Origin of the sequence: Xanthocytophaga agilis, from assembly GCF_030068605.1 — a bacterium.
Lineage (GTDB): Bacteria > Bacteroidota > Bacteroidia > Cytophagales > 172606-1 > Xanthocytophaga > Xanthocytophaga agilis.
In genome coordinates this window covers 204,536-224,081 of sequence record NZ_JASJOU010000007.1, presented here as the reverse complement: position 1 = coordinate 224,081, position 19,546 = coordinate 204,536, and the positions used below count along the sequence as shown (strand labels likewise).

The 19,546-nt window shown below is 38.6% G+C and carries 23 protein-coding genes and 1 tRNA gene; 5 read left to right on the top strand and 19 right to left on the bottom strand.

The annotated features are described in order from the left end of the window. Positions 1-50 precede the first annotated feature (50 nt). From QNI22_RS20670 to QNI22_RS40510, 6 genes are all read right to left on the bottom strand, one after another. The gene (locus QNI22_RS20670; RefSeq protein WP_314513602.1) at positions 51-704 is read right to left on the bottom strand and encodes an NAD(P)-dependent oxidoreductase; all 654 of its coding nucleotides are present in this window, start codon (positions 702-704) and stop codon (positions 51-53) included. 44 nt (positions 705-748) lie between these two features. Further along, positions 749-1,333, bottom strand: coding sequence for a TetR/AcrR family transcriptional regulator (locus QNI22_RS20665; protein ID WP_314513600.1), 585 nt, complete (start codon positions 1,331-1,333; stop codon positions 749-751). 187 nt (positions 1,334-1,520) lie between these two features. Then, positions 1,521-1,796 carry a hypothetical protein gene (locus QNI22_RS20660; protein ID WP_314513597.1) on the bottom strand — a complete coding sequence of 92 codons (276 nt, stop codon included), beginning with the start codon at positions 1,794-1,796 and terminating at the stop codon, positions 1,521-1,523. A gap of 9 nt (positions 1,797-1,805) precedes the next feature. After that, positions 1,806-2,027: a hypothetical protein gene (locus QNI22_RS20655; protein ID WP_314513596.1), complete on the bottom strand. Its 222-nt coding sequence runs from the start codon at positions 2,025-2,027 to the stop codon at positions 1,806-1,808. Positions 2,028-2,044: 17 nt separating this feature from the next. Further along, positions 2,045-2,218, bottom strand: coding sequence for a rhomboid family intramembrane serine protease (locus QNI22_RS40325; RefSeq protein WP_474004534.1), 174 nt, complete (start codon positions 2,216-2,218; stop codon positions 2,045-2,047). 8 nt (positions 2,219-2,226) lie between these two features. Next, positions 2,227-2,307 carry a hypothetical protein gene (locus QNI22_RS40510; RefSeq protein WP_474004533.1) on the bottom strand — a complete coding sequence of 27 codons (81 nt, stop codon included), beginning with the start codon at positions 2,305-2,307 and terminating at the stop codon, positions 2,227-2,229. A 690-nt stretch (positions 2,308-2,997) separates the two neighbouring features. Between QNI22_RS40510 and QNI22_RS20650 the strand changes: the two genes are divergently transcribed. From QNI22_RS20650 to QNI22_RS20635, 4 genes are all read left to right on the top strand, one after another. After that, on the top strand, positions 2,998-4,116 hold the full coding sequence (locus tag QNI22_RS20650) for a WG repeat-containing protein (RefSeq protein WP_314513595.1): 1,119 nt from the start codon (positions 2,998-3,000) through the stop codon (positions 4,114-4,116). Between the two features lie 204 nt (positions 4,117-4,320). Then, complete coding sequence (locus QNI22_RS20645) at positions 4,321-5,217, top strand: hypothetical protein (RefSeq protein WP_314513593.1); 897 nt, start codon at positions 4,321-4,323, stop codon at positions 5,215-5,217. Then, entirely contained in the window at positions 5,214-5,843 is a 630-nt protein-coding gene (locus tag QNI22_RS20640; RefSeq protein WP_314513591.1) for a Crp/Fnr family transcriptional regulator, read from the top strand. Before QNI22_RS20645 ends, QNI22_RS20640 begins: the two co-directional genes overlap by 4 nt. An 80-nt stretch (positions 5,844-5,923) precedes the next feature. Next, a complete protein-coding gene (locus tag QNI22_RS20635) occupies positions 5,924-6,352 on the top strand; it encodes an ester cyclase (protein WP_314513589.1) in 429 nt (142 codons plus the stop codon). A 102-nt stretch (positions 6,353-6,454) separates the two neighbouring features. Here QNI22_RS20635 and QNI22_RS20630 read toward each other — a convergent pair. The 6 genes from QNI22_RS20630 to QNI22_RS20610 form a co-directional block, all read right to left on the bottom strand. After that, positions 6,455-6,529: transfer RNA gene (locus QNI22_RS20630), tRNA-Val, on the bottom strand. Positions 6,530-6,754: 225 nt separating this feature from the next. Then, complete coding sequence (locus QNI22_RS20625; RefSeq protein ID WP_314513588.1) at positions 6,755-8,119, bottom strand: Gfo/Idh/MocA family protein; 1,365 nt, start codon at positions 8,117-8,119, stop codon at positions 6,755-6,757. A gap of 138 nt (positions 8,120-8,257) precedes the next feature. Beyond that, the gene (locus QNI22_RS20620) at positions 8,258-9,322 is read right to left on the bottom strand and encodes a phosphatidylinositol-specific phospholipase C1-like protein (RefSeq protein ID WP_314513587.1); all 1,065 of its coding nucleotides are present in this window, start codon (positions 9,320-9,322) and stop codon (positions 8,258-8,260) included. Positions 9,323-9,464: 142 nt separating this feature from the next. After that, complete coding sequence (locus QNI22_RS20615; RefSeq protein ID WP_314513586.1) at positions 9,465-10,628, bottom strand: serine hydrolase domain-containing protein; 1,164 nt, start codon at positions 10,626-10,628, stop codon at positions 9,465-9,467. Between the two features lie 34 nt (positions 10,629-10,662). Continuing rightward, on the bottom strand, positions 10,663-10,812 hold the full coding sequence (locus QNI22_RS40320; protein WP_419836236.1) for a helix-turn-helix domain-containing protein: 150 nt from the start codon (positions 10,810-10,812) through the stop codon (positions 10,663-10,665). Continuing rightward, entirely contained in the window at positions 10,806-11,468 is a 663-nt protein-coding gene (locus tag QNI22_RS20610; protein WP_314513585.1) for an AraC family ligand binding domain-containing protein, read from the bottom strand. The genes QNI22_RS40320 and QNI22_RS20610 overlap by 7 nt, the downstream gene beginning before the upstream one ends. Before the next feature lie 128 nt (positions 11,469-11,596). On the opposite strand from QNI22_RS20610, the gene QNI22_RS20605 reads away from it, so the two are divergent. Beyond that, entirely contained in the window at positions 11,597-12,337 is a 741-nt protein-coding gene (locus QNI22_RS20605; protein ID WP_314513583.1) for an acetolactate decarboxylase, read from the top strand. Between the two features lie 45 nt (positions 12,338-12,382). Here the strand turns inward: QNI22_RS20605 and QNI22_RS20600 are convergent, their stop codons facing one another. The 7 genes from QNI22_RS20600 to QNI22_RS20570 all read right to left on the bottom strand — a co-directional run bounded on the left by QNI22_RS20600 (position 12,383) and on the right by QNI22_RS20570 (position 19,465). Beyond that, positions 12,383-13,582 (bottom strand): DUF5009 domain-containing protein, encoded by a 1,200-nt coding sequence (locus QNI22_RS20600; protein WP_314513581.1) that lies wholly within the window; start codon positions 13,580-13,582, stop codon positions 12,383-12,385. Then, the gene (locus QNI22_RS20595; protein ID WP_314513579.1) at positions 13,579-14,679 is read right to left on the bottom strand and encodes a family 20 glycosylhydrolase; all 1,101 of its coding nucleotides are present in this window, start codon (positions 14,677-14,679) and stop codon (positions 13,579-13,581) included. The genes QNI22_RS20600 and QNI22_RS20595 overlap by 4 nt, the downstream gene beginning before the upstream one ends. Before the next feature lie 168 nt (positions 14,680-14,847). Further along, a complete protein-coding gene (locus QNI22_RS20590) occupies positions 14,848-15,531 on the bottom strand; it encodes a hypothetical protein (RefSeq protein ID WP_314513578.1) in 684 nt (227 codons plus the stop codon). A gap of 113 nt (positions 15,532-15,644) precedes the next feature. Beyond that, the gene (locus QNI22_RS20585; protein ID WP_314513577.1) at positions 15,645-17,828 is read right to left on the bottom strand and encodes a xanthine dehydrogenase family protein molybdopterin-binding subunit; all 2,184 of its coding nucleotides are present in this window, start codon (positions 17,826-17,828) and stop codon (positions 15,645-15,647) included. Between the two features lie 103 nt (positions 17,829-17,931). Beyond that, positions 17,932-18,771, bottom strand: a complete 840-nt coding sequence (gene lgt, locus QNI22_RS20580) for a prolipoprotein diacylglyceryl transferase (protein WP_314513576.1) — start codon at positions 18,769-18,771, stop codon at positions 17,932-17,934. Positions 18,772-18,791: 20 nt separating this feature from the next. Further along, entirely contained in the window at positions 18,792-18,965 is a 174-nt protein-coding gene (locus QNI22_RS20575; protein WP_313987949.1) for a hypothetical protein, read from the bottom strand. Then, the gene (locus QNI22_RS20570) at positions 18,962-19,465 is read right to left on the bottom strand and encodes an RNA polymerase sigma factor (RefSeq protein ID WP_314513574.1); all 504 of its coding nucleotides are present in this window, start codon (positions 19,463-19,465) and stop codon (positions 18,962-18,964) included. Before QNI22_RS20570 ends, QNI22_RS20575 begins: the two co-directional genes overlap by 4 nt. Positions 19,466-19,546 lie beyond the last annotated feature (81 nt).

The window sequence follows — 19,546 nt, the reverse complement described above, 5'->3', positions numbered from 1 at the left end:
AAATTAAAAAAACTCAAAAGCAGGAATAAAGAAAGTAGCTTAGAATAGCTTTAATAAGCTACTGTAAAACGTTGTTTGGGAAACTGTTTATTTTCCAGTTCATCAATCAATGCTACTGCTAAGTCCTCTGCCGAAATACGGCATGCTCCATTGGCATCAAATACAGGCTCATCTTTTCCAGTACGGTATCGACCTGTACGTTTGCCAGACGTACCAGCGTGCATTTCTATTGCTGGACTTAAAAATGTCCACTCAATATCCTTTTCTTCTTTAAGGATGTTCAAGTAATCTCTTGCTGCCAGCGCACCTGGCTTCCACTCAGCTGGAAACTGAGGAGTATCAATCAGTTGGGTATCAGGCGCTACGTATAGACTACCTGCACCACCTATTGTAAGAAGGCGTTTAACTCCTGCTTTTTTGGTAGCTTCTTGGATGGATTTGGAACCTTTCAGAAAATCATCGTAGATATTAGGATTGGTCCAGCCTGGATTATAGGCACTAAGTACTGCATCGTTATCAGCTAACAAAGGCACTAAAGCATCAGTGTCCATAATATCACATGTTTTGACAATCAAATGCGGATGGTGGGTTGTAATTTTTTCAGGATGCCGCACAATTGCTGTTACATAATGATCCCGTTGCAGGGCTTCTGTCAGCAAATGTGAGCCAACAAATCCGGAAGCTCCAATGATGGCAATTCTCATAGGTCTATGTATTAAAAATGGATAAAAAAGATTTGTATAAATACTTATACCAACACTTTCAAATGCATCTCGATCAGAGATTTGAGTATTGTTGGGTCTGAATACATACGTCGGCTGATATTCAAACCGTTCCATACATTAATGAGGTATTTAGCCAATTTTGTGGCTTCTTCCTTTGTCTGCAAGTTACCAGATTGCTGAGCTTCCCAGATCGTTTCCTCAAATACTTTTTCCAATTCTTTGAGCAAGGTTATGGGTTTCTGCTGTAAAGGTTTGTCTATTGTGGATAGTTCTGCAATACTGTTTCCTAAAAAACATCCCTTCTGATGTATTTCTTCAGAGTGCATAGCAATGCTTCTAAAAAAATCTCTGAGTAGTTCAATCGGATCTTTACTGGTAGCGAGATCGTTTCTGAATCGTTGAAGAGATTGTTTGCTGAACTGCTCCAATGCTTTCTCAAATAATTCTCGTTTTCCTCCTTCAAAAGCCAGATAAAAGCTGCCTTTGCCTATTCCCATAGCCATAAGCAAATCTTCGGTTGAGGATGCCTCATATCCTTTGGTCCAAAATACTTCTATTGCTTTGTTTATTACAGCTTCTGTATCAAATACTTTAGGTCTGCCTGCCATTGTCATGATAAATGAATGAACGAAAGTAGTTAATGTACTATTTAGTACAAAATTATTTTATAAATTTTATTAAAGGAAGTTTTAGAATTGTAAAGGAGTAGATAATCAGATGAAGTACTAATTACTTTGAGGATTTACCATTGATATCTTCCAGCACTGTTACAGGTTTTTTATAATAAGCATCAAGTTAATTTTCATACATATTTGTATTTTCCAGAAGGGCTTTGTACATCAGCTCATAGCTTTTAATATGGAAATTGGAATACTCAATTAGTTTTTGATTTTTGGCATGTACATTTTCTGACAGATTTAGTTTGTCTACATATTTCACCAGTTTTAGGTTCTGCTTCCAATATACAAGTCCTGTGTCTCTGACTGATACAAGCAGTTGTTCTCTTGGTGTTTCCTCTGGCATTTTGTAGATTTTAAGTGCTACATCCTGACGTTCATAAAAGGCTTGCATATATGTATCCTATTCTCCAATAGGATCGGGAATATAGATATAGACAACAAAAGACAGGTTAAGGATCAATATACTTATACCTGCCAGACTAATATGATTTAGTTGTTTTCGCGTAGGTTTGAGAAGACTTGGAGAAAGTGCATAGCCGAGTATAGTTCCTCCAGCTAGACCTCCTATATGTGCAACATTGTTAACTTCATCATGAAAACTTCCTGAAAGACTATAAATCACAAGGACAGAAATACTGCCTAGTAGGGATTTTCTTGTTTCTTTTTCGTAAGCATAGCCAGAAATACATCATACACCCCAACTATTGCCCCAGATGCCCCTGCACTTGCTGTTTGCCCATGCCACCACAAGCTTGTTATACTGGCTATGAGGCCACAAAGTAGATAGACTATTATAAAGCGAAGTTTCCCCAGAAAAGGTTCTAGAAGACTCCAATAGACATGAGTGCATACATATTCATAAATAGATGAAAGATACCAATATGAATAGATACACAAGTAATCAGCCACTACCACTCAGGATCCAATGTTTTGAGTTTAAAATTGGGCCCCATTGTATAAGACTATCAGCGTCTGGCTCAAAGATGGCTACACCCGCCAGTGCCATTGGCACAAAAATGACAATATTTAGTATGATGAGTAACGGTGTAACGAACTAACTTTTGTAGGGACAAATGCCCATAACCATCTATGATGGCTGGGTAAGGATGTTTCGTTGTATGATTCTGCTGGCTTCATATGCGGGACTTGAATACGTATACCTTTGAGATGAATGGTCTATCATGCAAAATAAGGCTTCCTGTAAACTAAACTATAAACAGGCAACGATCAAGTACAAACTTGCACTCTGTCTGACAGTCAAAAGAAAAGCTGAATATTTATGTGTAAGACAAGTTGGTGTTAGATACTAGATACGAAGTTGGGAATCCTAAAAAAATAGGAATTATAATCTAATTATATTTTGTTTATACCAGACAGCTATTATGCCTAACTTTTTTATATAGAGAATAGATACAGAGTTACTTATATGATTGATTTTGTATATAAAGAAAAATATTTGTATTATAATAACCAGTCTTTGCGTTTCCAGCTATCTTGCAGCAGATTTTGTAATAAAAATCTGTAAGTTTCATTCCAATGTACATGTTACCACTCAATGTGGTCTCTACCGTCGTAAAAATGTAATCTTCCCTATGAAAAAATTGTTTTTTGTTGCGCTTATCCTTACAGCGTTTACCCAATCATTTGCTCAAAAGCTATTTGTTGCTAAAGAGAATAAATTATATGGATATATTGATGCTAATGGAAAGTGGGTAATCGAACCCACCTTTGATGATGCTGATCCATTTTCTTACGGATTCGCGGCTGTTAAAAGTAAGGGGCTTTGGAGCTACATTGATAAAAAAGGAAAGTTAATCACTTCGTATCGTTTTTCGTCAGCTCGCAACTTTGATGGTACTGTAGCTGTCGTTGAATTTAGTGATACACCAGGCAAACATGGATTAATTGATACAACGGGAAGCCCTATTGGCAAACCTGTATTCAATGCTATCCGAAAGTTTTCTGCTGAAGGATTAGCTATGGCAAAGTCTGAAAGTGGAGAGTGGGGATTTATAGATAGAACAGGTAATTGGGTGATACAGCCTGCATATGGTGGGTTACGTGATTTTACGAGTGGTTTGGCTATGGCCAGGTCAAATAGTATGTGGGGTTATCTGGATACAAAAGGACAATGGGCCATTGAACCAAAATATGATCACATCATTCCTTTCAGAGATGGTGTTGCTTTTGTCCTGTCAAAAGAAGGTTGGATAGTGATTGACAAGACAGGGCAGCGTCTAGGCAATCTGTCATTTTCTGTTGTAAAAGCATTTTCAGATGGAGTGGCTGTAGTAAGAAATTCAAAATGGGGTGTAGTAGACAAACAGGGGAATTGGTTAGTACAGCCAACTTTTGGCTTTCTTAGTCCTTTTACAGGAGGCCTGGGAAGAGCACGTGAAAATAATAAATGGGGTATGATCGATAAGTCTGGTAAGTGGGTGGTTAAGCCACAGTATGATAATATATTGGGAGCTTCAGAGGGAATTGCACGAGTACAAAAGTCTGGACTTTGGGGATATATGGACATGGAAGGAAACTGGATTGTTGAACCTAAATTCCAATCTGCTGAAAAGTTTGTAAATGGTAGTGCTATTGTGAAGGTTAACAGTAAATGGGGAATTATTGATAAAAGTGGTCAGTTCACCGTAGACCCCAAATTTGACAAATTAAGATCGTTGTTGAGTACAGATGAGGAGGAAGATGCAGAATAAAAGCTTATTACGACAAAGAAAAGGGAGCGACATTGGTTACTCCCTTTTTTCTGCCCTCACACAAACTTTTAGGCAAGTACATTCTTGCCTTCCGATTTTTTTGAATACGTTTAGTATGTCAATAAATTTATATACAAAACAAGAATCTTGAAAAACAAAAGCAAAGTTGGTAGACTTGCGGTTAGTATATAACTCTCAAACTACATGTCTATCAGATATATTTCTTCCCTTCTTATAAATACCTGTGTTGTTTTTCTATTTGTATTTGGACAGATTGGATGCTCCACTGATTCTAAACAGAGTGAAAAGAATAATGATTCTATAGCTGTTCAATCAGAGACAATAATGGAATCCGCTTCCAATGCTACTGAAACAAGTGTTTCTTCTATTGGATTTGGATTTTGTGATCAGACTGGCAAAAGGATATTAATGCAGGAAGATACAGTGGTTATGCCTGAGAGTTTTACTAAGGCTCTTTCAAAAGAAGGAAAGATTGTCGACATTATTTTTCGTGAAGCAAAAAAAGAATCAGAGCAAAGCAATGGCCGTCAATGGGCTGAAAACTTTGATCGAAGTGGAGGAAACCTGTACACAGTGACATCTGGAACTGTAAGTGAAGAAGAAACTACACTACTGTTCACAAAACCATTTCTTGAAACTCACAAACTGATTCCGACAACACCCTTCAAAAAGGCACAACTTCCTGTTGATGTAAAAACAACGATAGAATCAGCTAAGGGGCGAAAGATAAAGGACGCGCATAGTCTGGTAAAGTTGCCAGATGAAAGAAGTATTTTTCTGATCGAATTTGAATTAAAAGGTAATTCTGCACTAGCATCATTGGTCTTTGTCAGTTCAGATAAACTCCTCTATAAAGATTTTCCGGCCAAATACGATGAGACAAGCACATGGAGTGTAGATGATGGCGGACAATTTGGATGGGAGTATTACAAAATCCTGGCTGTACTGGAATATGAAGGAAAAATAGAATTAATCACTGACTGGGTTGGCGCAGAAGGATACAACAGTTCTTATATACAGGAAGACGGACACACGTTTAAAGTTATTAAAGAGGGATACAGATATACATCTCCTCTATGAAAACTATAGTTGTTGGAACGGATGAAAAAACTGATAAAAGATGGACTGATGCATTGCATGAATTGAAGGTTTATATCCATACTATTAGCAACCTATCAGAAGACAGCTGGCTGATGTTACAGGATACACTAACTGTCTGCCATTTTTCCAAAGGCGACTATATAATTGCTTTGGGTGAAATCTGTCAATCTATCTTTTTTATAACTAAAGGTTATGCAAGAGGCTTTTATGATAAAGAAGGGAATGAAATCAATACTGCCTTTTATTTTGAACAGGAATTTGCTACCAATCTCAAAAGTCTGACAAAGAACTTGAAATCTGAGTATGCTATTCAGGCATGCGAGCCGTTGATTGCAGTCCAATTTGACAGAGCCAAGTTGCTGGCTGCCTATAATCATTCGCCAGAGATAGAATCCTTTGGTCGTCAGTTACTGGAAATACTTGCTTCTCGTCAGGAAGAACAAATAGCCTTATTTCAACTCTTGAATGCGCAGGAACGTTACGAACATCTGTTACAATACCAGCCTCAAGTGGTCCAACGAATATCTCTAACTCAAATCGCATCATATCTGGGTATAGCCAGAGAAACTCTAAGCCGAATCCGGAACAAGGTGAAAAATTCCTAGCATTTATGTGACCTTTATCACAGGTGCTTCTCTTGTAACCCTTTTACTTTTGTATAGGATAGTAAACTAAACGTACTCCTATGCAAAGGTCTAACAAAACACTTATTAATGATTTTATTGAACAGATCTGGAATCTACGCAGATTTGATACCATACAGGAATTTCTTCATCCTGATTTTATTGATCACTCTTTACCTGACCACCTGCCTACAGGAAAAGAAGGAATGCTAAAATGGATACAAGCTATCAGCTTTTCTTTTGAGCATACTACAATTATTGATGATCATGTTACAGAGAATGATAAAAGTGTGATCAAAGTTCGTATGAAAATGAAACACGTTGGATTATGGAGAGATATACCTGCAACCTACAAGGAGGTAGAAACGGTAGGATATAGATTATATCGGTTAGCCGATGGAAAAATTATAGAACATTGGGCATTGATAGATGGGCAATCGCTGGAAAACCAGCTTCAAAATGCTGTCCATGTATGCAAAGTAGCAGAATAAAAAAGAGAGTAGCTCCCAATGATGCAACCTATAAGTGTGATTATTCTCAGATAAAGGGATAAATAAAAAGATCTTAGATAACAATCTAAGACCTTTTTGTAGTGGAGGCTGAGGGATTCGAACCCCCGACCCTCTGCTTGTAAGGCAGATGCTCTGAACCGGCTGAGCTAAGCCTCCTTTTTATTATCCATGTTGACTTGTTGTCGAATGGGAGTGCAAAGGTAGAAGCTTTTTTTAATAATGCAATACATACTTCACTATAGTTGAAAAATATATTGATAAAAATAGGATGTTATGATAGCATATAAGCAGCTATCTGTTAAAATAAGCAATAGGAATATCGAAAATCTGCAGAGAGTAAAAAGCCTATAGATAAGTCTATAGGCTTTTTGGTTTAGTCTCTCAGGCCTTTTGTGCTTGAGGTTTTATTGTTGTCAGATCGCCAATCTTAACTATTTGTCCTGTTTGTGTGCTTTTACGGGCTGCAATACCAATCAGAATGGCCAATGCCCCATCTCTAGTTCCTGCAGACTGCCGTAATGGATCAGAGGTGCCTGGAATAAAAATGCGATCTTTTAGTAATTTATCTCCTCCTCCATGACCACTGGTGCCATGAGATACCTTAATATATTCTCTTTCTCCAAAATTCTTTGTCAGCATTAGCTCATCATAATCGCGTTTCTCAGTTGGATTACTTTCCTGAATCCAAGCTTCCAACCTGCCTTCTGTACCATTGAATGCAATACGATATCCTTCATAAGGTGAATACGTAGTTAAGGAATAGCTAACCTGTACTCCATTGGCATACTTAATGGTTGCTGCCATTTTATCATAAATATTGATATCTTCTTTCCATACACATCCATCTCGTAGATATCCGTCGTGTTTTTCGTTGTTAACATACAGATTCACATACGATTCATTTTTGGTGATGTCCCAATAATATTTGCACTTGTCTTTATGCGGACATGGGCGACAATTGGTATGACGGAATGAATTGTTTTTTCCATAATGATCGAGTGATGCAGATGCATATACTTCTGTTGGATCACTATCTATCCACCAGTTGAGCAGGTCAAAATGGTGTGAAGCTTTATGTACCCACAATGAACCACTTTTCTCTACCAGTCTGTGCCAGCGACGAAAATAATCGGCTCCATGACTAGTATCCAGATACCAATGGAAATCTACAGAAGTAAGTTTACCAATGGCTCCCTGCCGGAGAAGTTCATACATTTTGGCGCGATGAGGCGAATACCGATAATTGAATGTAACAGTTACTTTTTTACCACTACGTTTTTCTGCATCCAGAATAGCCTGACATTTAGTTTCATCAGTAGTCATAGGTTTTTCTGTGAGTACATTAGCACCCATTTCCAAACCTTTGATTATAAATTCATGGTGAGTAGCATCGACTGTAGTGACAATAAGAGTATCTGGTTTTGCCTCTTTCATCATTTTGTCAAAGTCAGTATACGTAGGGCAAGTTACACCCATTCTTTTTTTGACGTATTCCAATCTACCCGGATTGATATCACACAGACCAACAAATTCAATATGTTCACTGTAGTTTTTCTGTACATCGGTACCCCACATACTACTACCTCGGCTTCCGGTACCAACCATAGCTAGTCGAACTTTTTTAGCTGGTTTCGTAATAGGTATAGCTTGTAGGGAAAATGGGTTTACCAGCAAGCTACCCGTGAGTGTTGCTCCGGTTGCTGCCAGAAAACTTCTGCGGCTTACGTGTTGGGATTGAGTTTTCATAAAGATTATCTTCTATCGTTACTGTATATAGAAGATAACCGACTATTTTTACTAGATTTTAGGAAGAAAAAATAGAGGAAAGGATATTTTAGATAAAATTAAAAATACTCCTTTTTGTAAATTCGGTAAAAGCAGGCATTATGGTTTTACCGAATTTACCCTGATATATTTTTTGTCTTTAAAACTAATCTGGTAATCAGACTTGAAATGAGTACTGGGTACATAATAATCGGTAGTGATGATTTGTGCACCAGATTGTTGTGCTTTCGTAAAATGACTGTAGTCATTATGTCTGGCTTCTTCTGTATCGGAATCGGCACGAGTACGAACTATATAGCCCTGTTTTACCAGTTTTTGTATTTCTGCAAAATCTCTTTCTGGGTTGTTTTTAATAAGGATTGCTGCTTCTGGTGTATCTGCGTCTGAATTGGTAAATAAGATACGTCCTTTTAGTGACGAATGATTCTGAATATAGGAAGCTCGCTTTGCTCCAGTCTCATCCAGAATAAAGATAAACTTCCCTTTGGCCTTCTGTACTTTAGGCCAGTTCTTTTTCTTTACAGCTTCTTCCAGTGTTTTGTGGTTTCCTCGTATATCATCTGGTATAAGTAGTTTATCCCGGCCAAGTGTTTCTACAAGTACTTTATCCAACTGATCAAATACTTCGGCAGTAAATTTTTCTGGAACCGTAAATCCTGGTTTATTGATAGTCTCGTCCTTGGTATTGATTGTAATAAATATAGGGTAATGACCTTTGTGAGTATCAGACCAACTCTTTAAGGTCTGGAGGCAATTTTTGAACGTAAGACAATGGCTGCGAAAATCAATCTCCTGTATGTGAAAGACTTTAAATCCAGGTTCTTTCATCTCTTCTTTTGGGTCATAAGGAGCTGTTTGTTTTGCCCAGTCAAGTCCTTTTGGATGGCTATATTTTCCTCCCTGACTATCTGCATAGATATCTATTTCCAGGTTAAGCAATCCCATGTTCAACTGATCTTCAAGACTTAGGTGGCTATAGTCAATATGATTAGCCAGAGAAGAATCCGCTTTTTTCAATGTCTGAAACAAGGCCGGTTCGATAGCTTGTTTATAACTATTGTGTGAGCCAATAATCTGAATCTGGTTTAAAGGGAGCTGATCTATCTCTACCAGAAAGGTTACCGGCCAGAGTATTCCTAAGAGAGTAAGTAAAGTGGCTTTCATAACAAAATAAATGTTAACAATGAATAGCCAAATCTACATAGTCTGGTATTATGAGAATATTAATTTTTCAGTGATGCATTTGTCTTATATGTTGTGCTGAAGTTCTGATAAAGCCAGAAACAGATACTTTGTGTTAAAATGATTAGTTAAGATGGGATTCAACATTTTGCAGAATCTCTGTAATCTCCTTGATTTGCTGCACAGCTTTCTCATTCTCTTCCACTTCTGTATTTATCAATAAAATCCGTCCTGTTTGTTTTTGAGGATCAAAAGATATGAAAGCGGATAAACCCGGATCTCCTCCCGTATGCATAATTCTCCCAGCACGATTGATCGTCCAGAACATACTTTGATTGGTGTACTTTTCAGGAAATCCTGCTGGTATGTTAGTTGGTTCAAATTGGGGGCTAAACATATACTGGTATGATTTTCCTGTTAGCAGCGAACCTTGTTGGGTATATCCTTTGATCATTTCAATCAGATACAAAGACAGATCGTGACAGGATGTTCGTAAACCTCCGTCCGGATAAGTTACTAATGAGTAAAAGTCATAGGGTTTATTTACATGGTTATATAACAATGCATACTGATCTGCTTTGATGGGGTCATAAAACCAATGGGAGTCCTGCATATGTAAGGGTTGTAAAATGTATTGCCTTACATACTCTGCATAGGAGATATTGGTTTTGGCCTCTATCAGATAAGCTCCTAGCGCTGAACCAATATTAGTGTAGTTGTACTCTATACCAGGTTCCTGATTACTGAAGTTTTCAGATGTGTATAAAGTGCCTTTTGGAGTAAGATAACTAATCAGATATTCTTTTAAGGAAATAGTAGGCTTTTTTTCATTTTGATAGGCTTTCTGGTATCCGGCTTCGTTATCCAGAATTCCGGAAGTATGGGTCACCAATTGCCTGATTGTAATAGCTTTCTCAGGGAATTTAGGATGGTTGACAGGGAAGGGAAGAATATCATTGATCTTTGTTTCCAGTGTAAAGTGCCCTTGTTCAATGGCTTTCTGTATTGCTAGCGCAATAAATGTTTTGCTCACAGAACCAACTGGTTGAATAGTCTCTGGAGTATAAGGAATCTTCTTCTCCAGATTGGCATAGCCAAATCCTTTTTGATAGACAACACCATCCTGATTTACGATAGCTACAGCAAATCCTGGTAGAGCAGAGTGCGATTCTATATTCTTGAGCTGTGCTTCAAGCTGGGCAATAGTAGGAACAGAAGTTTTCTTTGCTGATTTACAGCATACTACTATAAAAGCAGAAAAAAACAGTGTCAGAAAGTTTATTCGCATAGAAATAGAAATTTGTACAAAGAAATAAATCTTTCTATTTCTGGTCTTGTAAAATATTGCAGGCATTCTGATATGTCACAGGAGGGACGCCAACATAGTATTTGAAATAACTGGTGAAATGACTCTGATCATAGAATCCTGTTTCCAATGCAGCTTCTACCACAGGGTAGCCACTTTTTAACAGTGATTTGGCTTTTTCAATACGCTGAAGAATAATATAAGCAATAGGGACAGACCTGTATATTTCTGAAATAAGCGTAACAGCTTGAATTTCCCAAGCCTTGCCCTACAAGCTAAAAGCTCCAGAGAAATTTTTTCCTCAAGATGTTCATGGATATACATCTGTAATTCTCTGACTATTGTGGCAGATTCATACTTTTCTTCTTCTGGTTTGTCCACTGCGTATCTGATAAGGAGCTTTTTTACTATTTCCTGTAGTGCACCTATAGGTGCAGGTGATTGATTCCCAAAATCTTGTACGATTTCTTGGAATGAATTGTATAGCTCCGGATCTGATATTACAGACATCTCAAAATAAATGGGTTGAGATGCATGGAGTGATTTTAACAGATCCGGACTTATGTAAAAAGTTTTGAATGAATAACCTGATTCATGTACAAGTTCATTCGTATGTAACTTATCCGGAGGTGTGAGATGAATAGTGCCGGGTGTTGCCAATATATTGTTTTCACTGAAAGTGCCCTGATCAATCAAAGACAGACAGAAGGTATTATGGCTGTGGGCTGGAAAACTATCTGTATATTCTTTTGCTATCAATAACTCCAGATTATCCAGTGTTGAGAGTCTGATTCGTTTGTATAGTGAGTTTTGAGTTTTCATAGGCGTATCACAAATATATCATTCCTTATCGGGTGTAGAATACTTCTGCTATTTATTATGGAAAAGTGAATTAGCTGGTCTGGTTTTTTAGTTGGTTTGGATGCACTACGGTATAAAACTTATGTATTATGATTCGAATCATCCCTTTACTTCTGATCACTATGATCTCAGCAACTATTTCTGCAGATAAGCCTGATAGCATACATTATATTTCATTGAATCGGGCCATTCGTTTGGGGCAGTATGATGGTGTGACTACTGCCAAAGAGTTAAAATCTTATGGTGATTTTGGCTTGGGAAGCGAAGAAAAGGTAGCTAGTGAATTGGTTATTCTGGATGGAGTAGCTTATTCCATTCCTGCTGATGGCAAAGCGAAGGTAATGCCTGATCAGGCTAAAATTGCTTTTTCTGCTATCAAGTTTTTCAAAACAGACAAACAAGTAAAGATAAATAAGGCATTTTCGCTAAAGGAGCTGGAACAGTATTTGGACTCGCTGATTGTAAAGAATACGTTTGCTGCTATAAAAATAAGTGGAGAGTTTGCCTCTATTACCTTTACCAGTTATCACAAACAGGAAAAACCCTATAAACCTATTGAACAAGTACCTGTAAGTGAGTTTACACATACGAAAATGAAAGGTACTATTGTTGGCTTTTTTACACCAGAATCAGCAGCTGTATTAAATAGCCCGACCTATCACTTTCATTTTATCGATCAGGCCCGCACAACGGGTGGACATGTACAGGATTGTGTGATTGGGAATGTTGAGATTGAACTGGACTATACCAGAAGTTTTACAGCCGATCTGGCAGATCCTGCTATACTGCAGCATATAGATTTGAATAAACCTATAGAAGCGGAAAAATAAGTAATGCCGGACTGGACTTTATGGCGGTCCGGCATTGTGTGAGAATTAAATCTTCAGCTTTATTTTTAGTTTGCCCAGTAATGCAGTAATTCCAATGATAATAAATGCATAAATCATGGATTTGATCAAACCTAAGGCTCCTGTTTTGAAGGCAATTGGAATCACAAAGCCGTATAGTGCTGCTATGGCATAGTACCAATAGGGAATCAGATAGCAGGTTAGGGTACTCGTTCCTGCTGGTTTAATAATATCAAACCAATTAGCTTTCTTCTTTAAGTCTACCAGCCAATAGATTATAGTGTAAAAAAGAAAAGCAATACCACTACATAGGAAGATCCAGGTAGGAGTTGCGTGAATTTTGGAGATGATAATAGAAAATTGTCTGAAAATAAGTCCCAGAACAATAAGTACAGCTCCGATTATTGGATAAATAATCAATAATTTTTTATTTTCTGCACTGGAATAATATTTTTCAAGCAGAAGGGTTGCAGTTATACCTGCAAAGGTAAAGCAATGGAAAGCACCAGTTCCAGGTATCCAGCCAAATACATCACTCAGATGTGCTGCTTCCAGCCAGTGTGCATGATCGGCAATATTCAGTAATGTAAACAATCCCCATACTACAGGAATGAGTATAGGTTTGCGCCATATGAATACATAAATAATAGCACTACCTAGATAGGCCCAGCCAATTAATCCCAGAATGCCCCACCATTGAGTCCGAAACCCAACAATCTGATTATCTGCGTTGCCCCGAAAAATTATTGCTAACCAGACCAGCAGACAAACTCCGATAACCTGTAAGGCTATGAACAGGTATTTTTTCCAGTCTGTTGATTTGGGATATACATTCCAGATCAGAAAGAAACCCAGAATCATCAGAATGATATAATATTCCTGACGCATACCTGTAGCTTCCGGATTCAGATCAGGGCTATTGACTGTGAATACACCCATTACAAGCAAGGCAATAGAACGGATCACAATGTGTTTAATCAATTGAAAGTTGGAATCCCCTTTGCTTATCCGGTTCTGAATTGCAAAAGGGATGGACATACCGACAATTACCAGAAAACAAGGAAATACAACATCGGATAGCCCCAAGAAATCTACATCTGCCTGTGAATGTTCCAACCATTGAGGAATGTCTTTTAAAGTCCAGAAGTCATTGACAAAGATCATAAGCAGCATGGTTAGTGCTCTGAATACGTCAATAGATAATACACGCATGTTTGTTACTTTCATTTTCCTAGTTGCGTGATTTCGTTGTACATAGTTCTGAAACAATTGGAAGCTGTATTTCCATTAGCATTGGAGTTGGTAGCTTGTCCGTAATATTCATCCAGAAACTGGCCCGCACTTGACCATACAGTTTGCATCATGCCCTGATACCGATCTTTCATTTCCGGTGTAGAGGATGCCCGGAACCGTACCATATCCTGTGTCTGCAATACGGCAAACTTAGGCATTCTCCATGGGCAGGTAATAACCTGAAGCCCTTTCATTGCAAACAATACGGGTGTTTGATCCGGGCGTTCATAATGCCAGTCGCAGATCATAACATCTTTTGGTATCAAATCGATAGCCCGGTAGGTGTTATTGTAACTGGCTTCCCACATTCCCAGTCCGGTAGTTTTGCCATCCAGTAAACGATCTCCCCAGATCCAGAGCTTACGGTTTTTCTGTGCCAAATGATCCCGTATGGTTCGTACCTCTCCTGCGAAGAGTTCTGCCTTGTCACGACCTGCACAACGAGGACATTTGTCATCTCCCAGGTAGAACACTTCATCCATACCTGCATGAAAGGCATTGGAGCCAAATACATCACACATTTCATCTACTATATCAAACACTACATTATGAACTGTTGGATGTAACGGGCAATAGCTTTTGCAATACAATCCATCTGGATTAGGCCATTGGTATTTTGCTGGCATCTGAACATGTGGTGTTTCGTCAAACTCAGGATATTTCTTTAGCAGATTATGCGTTGTGTTTGCCCATGACTGATGACCTAATAAATTGATCTGAGGAATAATATTAATGCTGTTCTTTCGGCAGGCAGCTACCAGTTTCTTTACCTCTTTCTTTGAAAGTGCAATGCTATCTCTGAGCTCCGGATGACTTTCATATTGGTAGTTGAAGTCAACTCGTAGAATGAGTGTGTTAACTTTTCGGGGAGCTAGTTCTTCATTGATAAATTTTATAAACCGATCCACATCTTTGGGTTGAGGGGCTCCAATACAAAAACCTCTTACAGGCAGAAGAGTATCGAGCTTTGCCTGAGAATATAAGGGCAAAGAGAGCAGAAAATAGAAAATAATGAATAGAGGTTTGTTCATGGGTTATGTCAAAAATAGAGTTATAATAAGGAAGGTTTGGATTTATAGTGTATAAACGGGCGGAAGTGTGAGATATAATATCATGGGGAGAAATTTATCTTTACCTATTTATATTGTGGCACCTAGACAAATTAAAATTGGAGAAAGGAATTAATTGCCTGCTTTCTACTATATTTTAATTCTGCGTCCTTTAATAGCACTGGATGAGCCAAACCTGTTATATTCTTGCTCATTCCACTCCTGTAATCCATAAGCTAGAAAATGGGATAATAGATTAGTAAAGGCCGTCTCCTGATAGAAAGTAATATGCAGATTGCCATACTTACAAAATTCTGCTACAAAAGAATCATCATCAGAGGTTAGAGAAAAGGAGAGAGTATCACAGCGAGCTATCCAGAACAGAATAGATATAAATTCATTAATCGAGTCCAACGTTATTTCAAATCCTCCCTGATATGTACTATCATTTCCTGTAATCTGCTTGAGTGCCTTATAGGCTTTTTTCAGAGGCGCATACGTATTGGAGAGATTTCCGAAAACAGAACGTTTAGTATCAGTCAGACAATACAGCGACTGAATATTTGTCTTTTCGAGAGCCTGTCTGAAGGCCTCGCTGAAAAGTGCAGGATACTCAGCTTCGTTGGTAGACGGATGATAAAGTAGAGTGGTATGGCTAAATATAGGTTTGATAGATGACTTTCTATGATCCAGAGGTTCTATTCTGGACGCAAGTTCTTCTGGTGTGAGTTCATCTTCTAAAAAATTGGTATAATATAGTTGCTGTACAGAACTGATCGTATATCCTATAGTAGGTTGACGAAGTATTATATCCCGATCAATAAGGCGAATCATATGTATAAAAAGAATAGAATGTATAAATAGATAATCTGACAGCCAAAATAAATGGCTTGTGTCTTCTTTTGAAGACACAAGCCAGAAAATCATGAATAGCTTTTGGGTATTTTCTAGACAGTATCCAGATCGAAAGGCAGTTTGCGGATGCGTTTACCTGTGGCAGCAAATACTGCATTGGCTAGAGCAGGTGCAAGCGGAGGTAAGCCCGGCTCACCCACACCATCAGGTTTCTCGACACTTGGAACAAGATGTACCTCAATAGAAGGTATTTCACTCATACGCATCATACGATAATTATCAAAGTTTGTTTGTTGTGGTACTCCATCTTTAAATGTAATGGAATCCCGGAGAGCAGCCATCAATGCCATGACAGTTGCTCCTTCTACTTGTGACTTAACATTATCCGGATTGACTGCTGTACCACAATCAATAGCTACCACAACTTTTTCTATCTGAAGGCCACCTGTAGGTTTTTTGGAGACAAAAACTACATGGCCTGCTCTTCCTGCAAAAAACTCCCAGGCTGCTACACCTTTGCCCCATCCCTTAGGAAGAGGTTTGTCCCAACCACTTTTATCCCGAAGAAAAGTATAAAGAGATTTCATCCGAAGGTTTTTCTGAATCATACCAACACGAAAATCCAACGGATCTTTTTTTGCTGTGTGAGCTAGCTCGTCAATAAAACATTCGTGAGCAAACGCGGTAGTAGTAGAGTACACTGCCCGCCACCAGCCAATAGGAAGAGTCGTTTCTGCAAAAATGTTCTGATAACTACTATTGGGTATTTCATAACTACTCTCCTTAATGCCTTCCATCGCTCCATCGTCTTGTCGCTGTTTGGGATCTTTGCTACCAAACATGTTGTCCATAATAGAAGGGGCTACTACTTTATGCTGCAAGGCAATCACCTTGCCACTGGCATCCAGTCCTCCTTTGAAACTACTAACAGTTCCCGGGCGAAATGGGCCTCCTGTCATATCATCCTCTCTTGTCCATAATACTTTAACAGGAGCGTTGGCCTGTTTGGAAATATAGGCTGCTTCCATGATTGCATCTGCGAACAACCGACGGCCAAATCCTCCACCAAGAAATGTGATATTGAGTGAAATATTCTCTTCCGGAATTTTCAGATACTCTGCCAGTTCTTTCTTAGCGGAGTCCGGAATCTGGGTTGGAGCCCATATATCTATTTTGTTTCCCTGTACCCAAGCCACACAGTTCTGTGGTTCCATTGGTGCATGAGCTGCAAAGGGAAGCTCGTAAATAGCTTCTACTTTTTTAGACGCTTTGGCAAAACCTGCTGCAAAGTCTCCCTCTTTTCGTGCTGTTACTCCTTCTGTTTTTGTCAGTTCACGAAGCTGAGTATATTGCTGGTCTGTATTGACTTTGTCTACATCTTTTATATTCCACTCTACCTTAAGCGCTTTCTTACCCTGCAGGGCTGCCCAATAGCTGTCTGCCAGTACAGCAACCCCATATAGTTTATGATTATTGAGTTTTCGCTCTGCCTGAATCACTTGTTTTACTCCTGCAATTTTTTTGGTTTCTGTATCATCTATGTTCTTTACTGTGCCGTGAAATACAGGAGAACGCAATACAGATACATACAGCATACCCGGAATCTTGACATCAATCCCAAACTGAGCTGTGCCATTCACTTTCAATGGTATATCCGGACGGGCAATCTTTTGACCTACCAGTTTAAAATCTTTCGGATCTTTGAGTTTGGGTTCTTTCGGAACCGTCAGTTTGGAAGCTTCTTCCACCAACTCTCCATAAGGTAAGCTTTTATTGGAAGACTTATGATAAATCTTGGCCTCTTTCGCATAACATTCACTTACTGGTACTTTCCAGGTGTTGGCCGCTGCCTGAGTCAGCATTTCACGAGCGGCTGCACCTGCCTTACGCAGATCCATCCATGAACCCCGCACACTATAACTACCACCTACAGACATATCACCGTACTTTTTCTCAACCTTTGCCATGCGAATCTGCACCTGATCTAAGGTAACTTCCAGCTCTTCTGCTATAATTAAAGGCATGGATTGCCAGGTACCCTGGCCCATCTCCGGTTTATGTGCCATCAGAATTATTTTACCATCTGAATTGATGATAATAAATGGATTTAACTCTCTGCCTGTTATAACATCTTCACTCAGGTTTGTAAGTTGGGAAGCTGCCTGTGCTTCTTTGCCTTTACAATCGGTTAATGAAAAACCAAGCGCTAGCATAGCGCCTGTACTTCCTGTAAGCTGTAAAAAAGCGCGTCGGTTGATCGATTCGGAGGTCTTCATGGTGAGCAACGTTAGATCTGAAAGAGGAAAGATAGCTAAAAATGAAAGTATGTCAAACAGATCTTATACGAAAGGACGTGAACCCATGATTCAAGTCAGAAACTTAAGTAGAAACAGAGGATTTATGACGATTTATCAGAAAAAGAATAACAATACCCGTAATAATAGCAGGGATGCTTAAAATCTGTCCCATGTTCAGGATATGGTTATTTTCAAAATCTGTCTGGTTGTTTTTTAAGAACTCAATAAAGAATCGGAATCCAAAAAGCAGTATCAATGTCAGACCTGAGATGAAGCCATAAGGCAATACATGACGTTTGTATCTCCACAATAGAAAGGTACCTGCAAACAGAGATAGATAAAATAGTGCTTCGTATATCTGTGTAGGATGACGTGGGACAAGTGGTAATAAGGATGGCTCGGTTTCTCGTATAAATACAAATCCCCAGGGAAGTGTAGTAGGAATACCATAGATTTCAGAGTTAAACAAATTTCCAATTCGAATGAAAGTACATCCTAATGTGACAGGAATAATTAATCTGTCCATTACCCATAAGAAGGGCTGCTCCGGTTTTTTCTTTGCATATAGATAAATGGCTACGATTATCGCAAGGGTGGCTCCATGGCTGGCAAGTCCCCGGAAGGGTGGAATAAGTAAAACCAATAGCCATTCTGTGGGATTAGATAGCAGTAAAGGCCATTCATAGAACAGAAAGTGTCCTAACCGAGCTCCGATAATTGTGGCAATACTGATATAAATAGTCAGAGACTGCACATCAGTGGCAGGCTTCTGCTCCTTTTTGAAAATATAAAACAGAATCTGCTGACCCAATATAAACCCTGACGCAAACAATAATCCATACCAGGCAATGGGTAATGTCAGATCTCCAACCGTAAGTGTGTAGATTTCAGGAGAGATATTCCACTCAATAAATGAATACATAAATGATAGTATAAAGAATGTTAACAGCCTGTAACAGTTATCAAAAGAATTGTCATACAGAAGTTGAGTAGCCAGGGATAGGCTGTTGTATTTTGTTGAATAATCCTGGCGATTTCATTATCTGTCCAATGTAATTGTTGACCTGTTTGGTCTTTATAGGATTCCCACAGGGGTTTTAGCTCTTCAAGATTCATGTAGTTGATAATTTTAATAGTTTAAACAGGCGAACTTTGATTCTGTTGATGCGTGTGCTGACGTTGGTCCTGCTCATTTTTAGCAGATGTGCCATTTCATCATAGCTATGTTCATCAAGATATAACATGATAACCGCTTTGTCCACTTCTGATAGTTGATTAATTGCCTGATACAAATTCTCAATGGATGTTTCTAAGCCAGAGGTTTCCGATTCTGGAATCTGAAAAACTGCCTCTGATAAAGATTGTCTGCCAGGTTTATTTTTTTCTTTGCGTAATCTGGAAAATATAGTGTTAAGGGCAATCCGATAGATCCAGGTAGAAGCTTTGGACTGAAATTTAAATGCAGGGTAAGACTTCCAGAGTTGTAGCACAATCTCCTGAAATACATCTTTCCTATCATCCGTAGAGGCAAAGTAAAGTGAGCAAATACTGTGAATCAGTTTCTGCTGAGAAGAGATCAACTCGATAAACTCTTTTTGCAATTTGTCTTGAGCCACGTTGCTACTTGGTAATGGTTTATCTGATTAGTCGTTTGGATGATCAAAAAGTCACACTTGGGCTTTAATTTATTCAGAAAA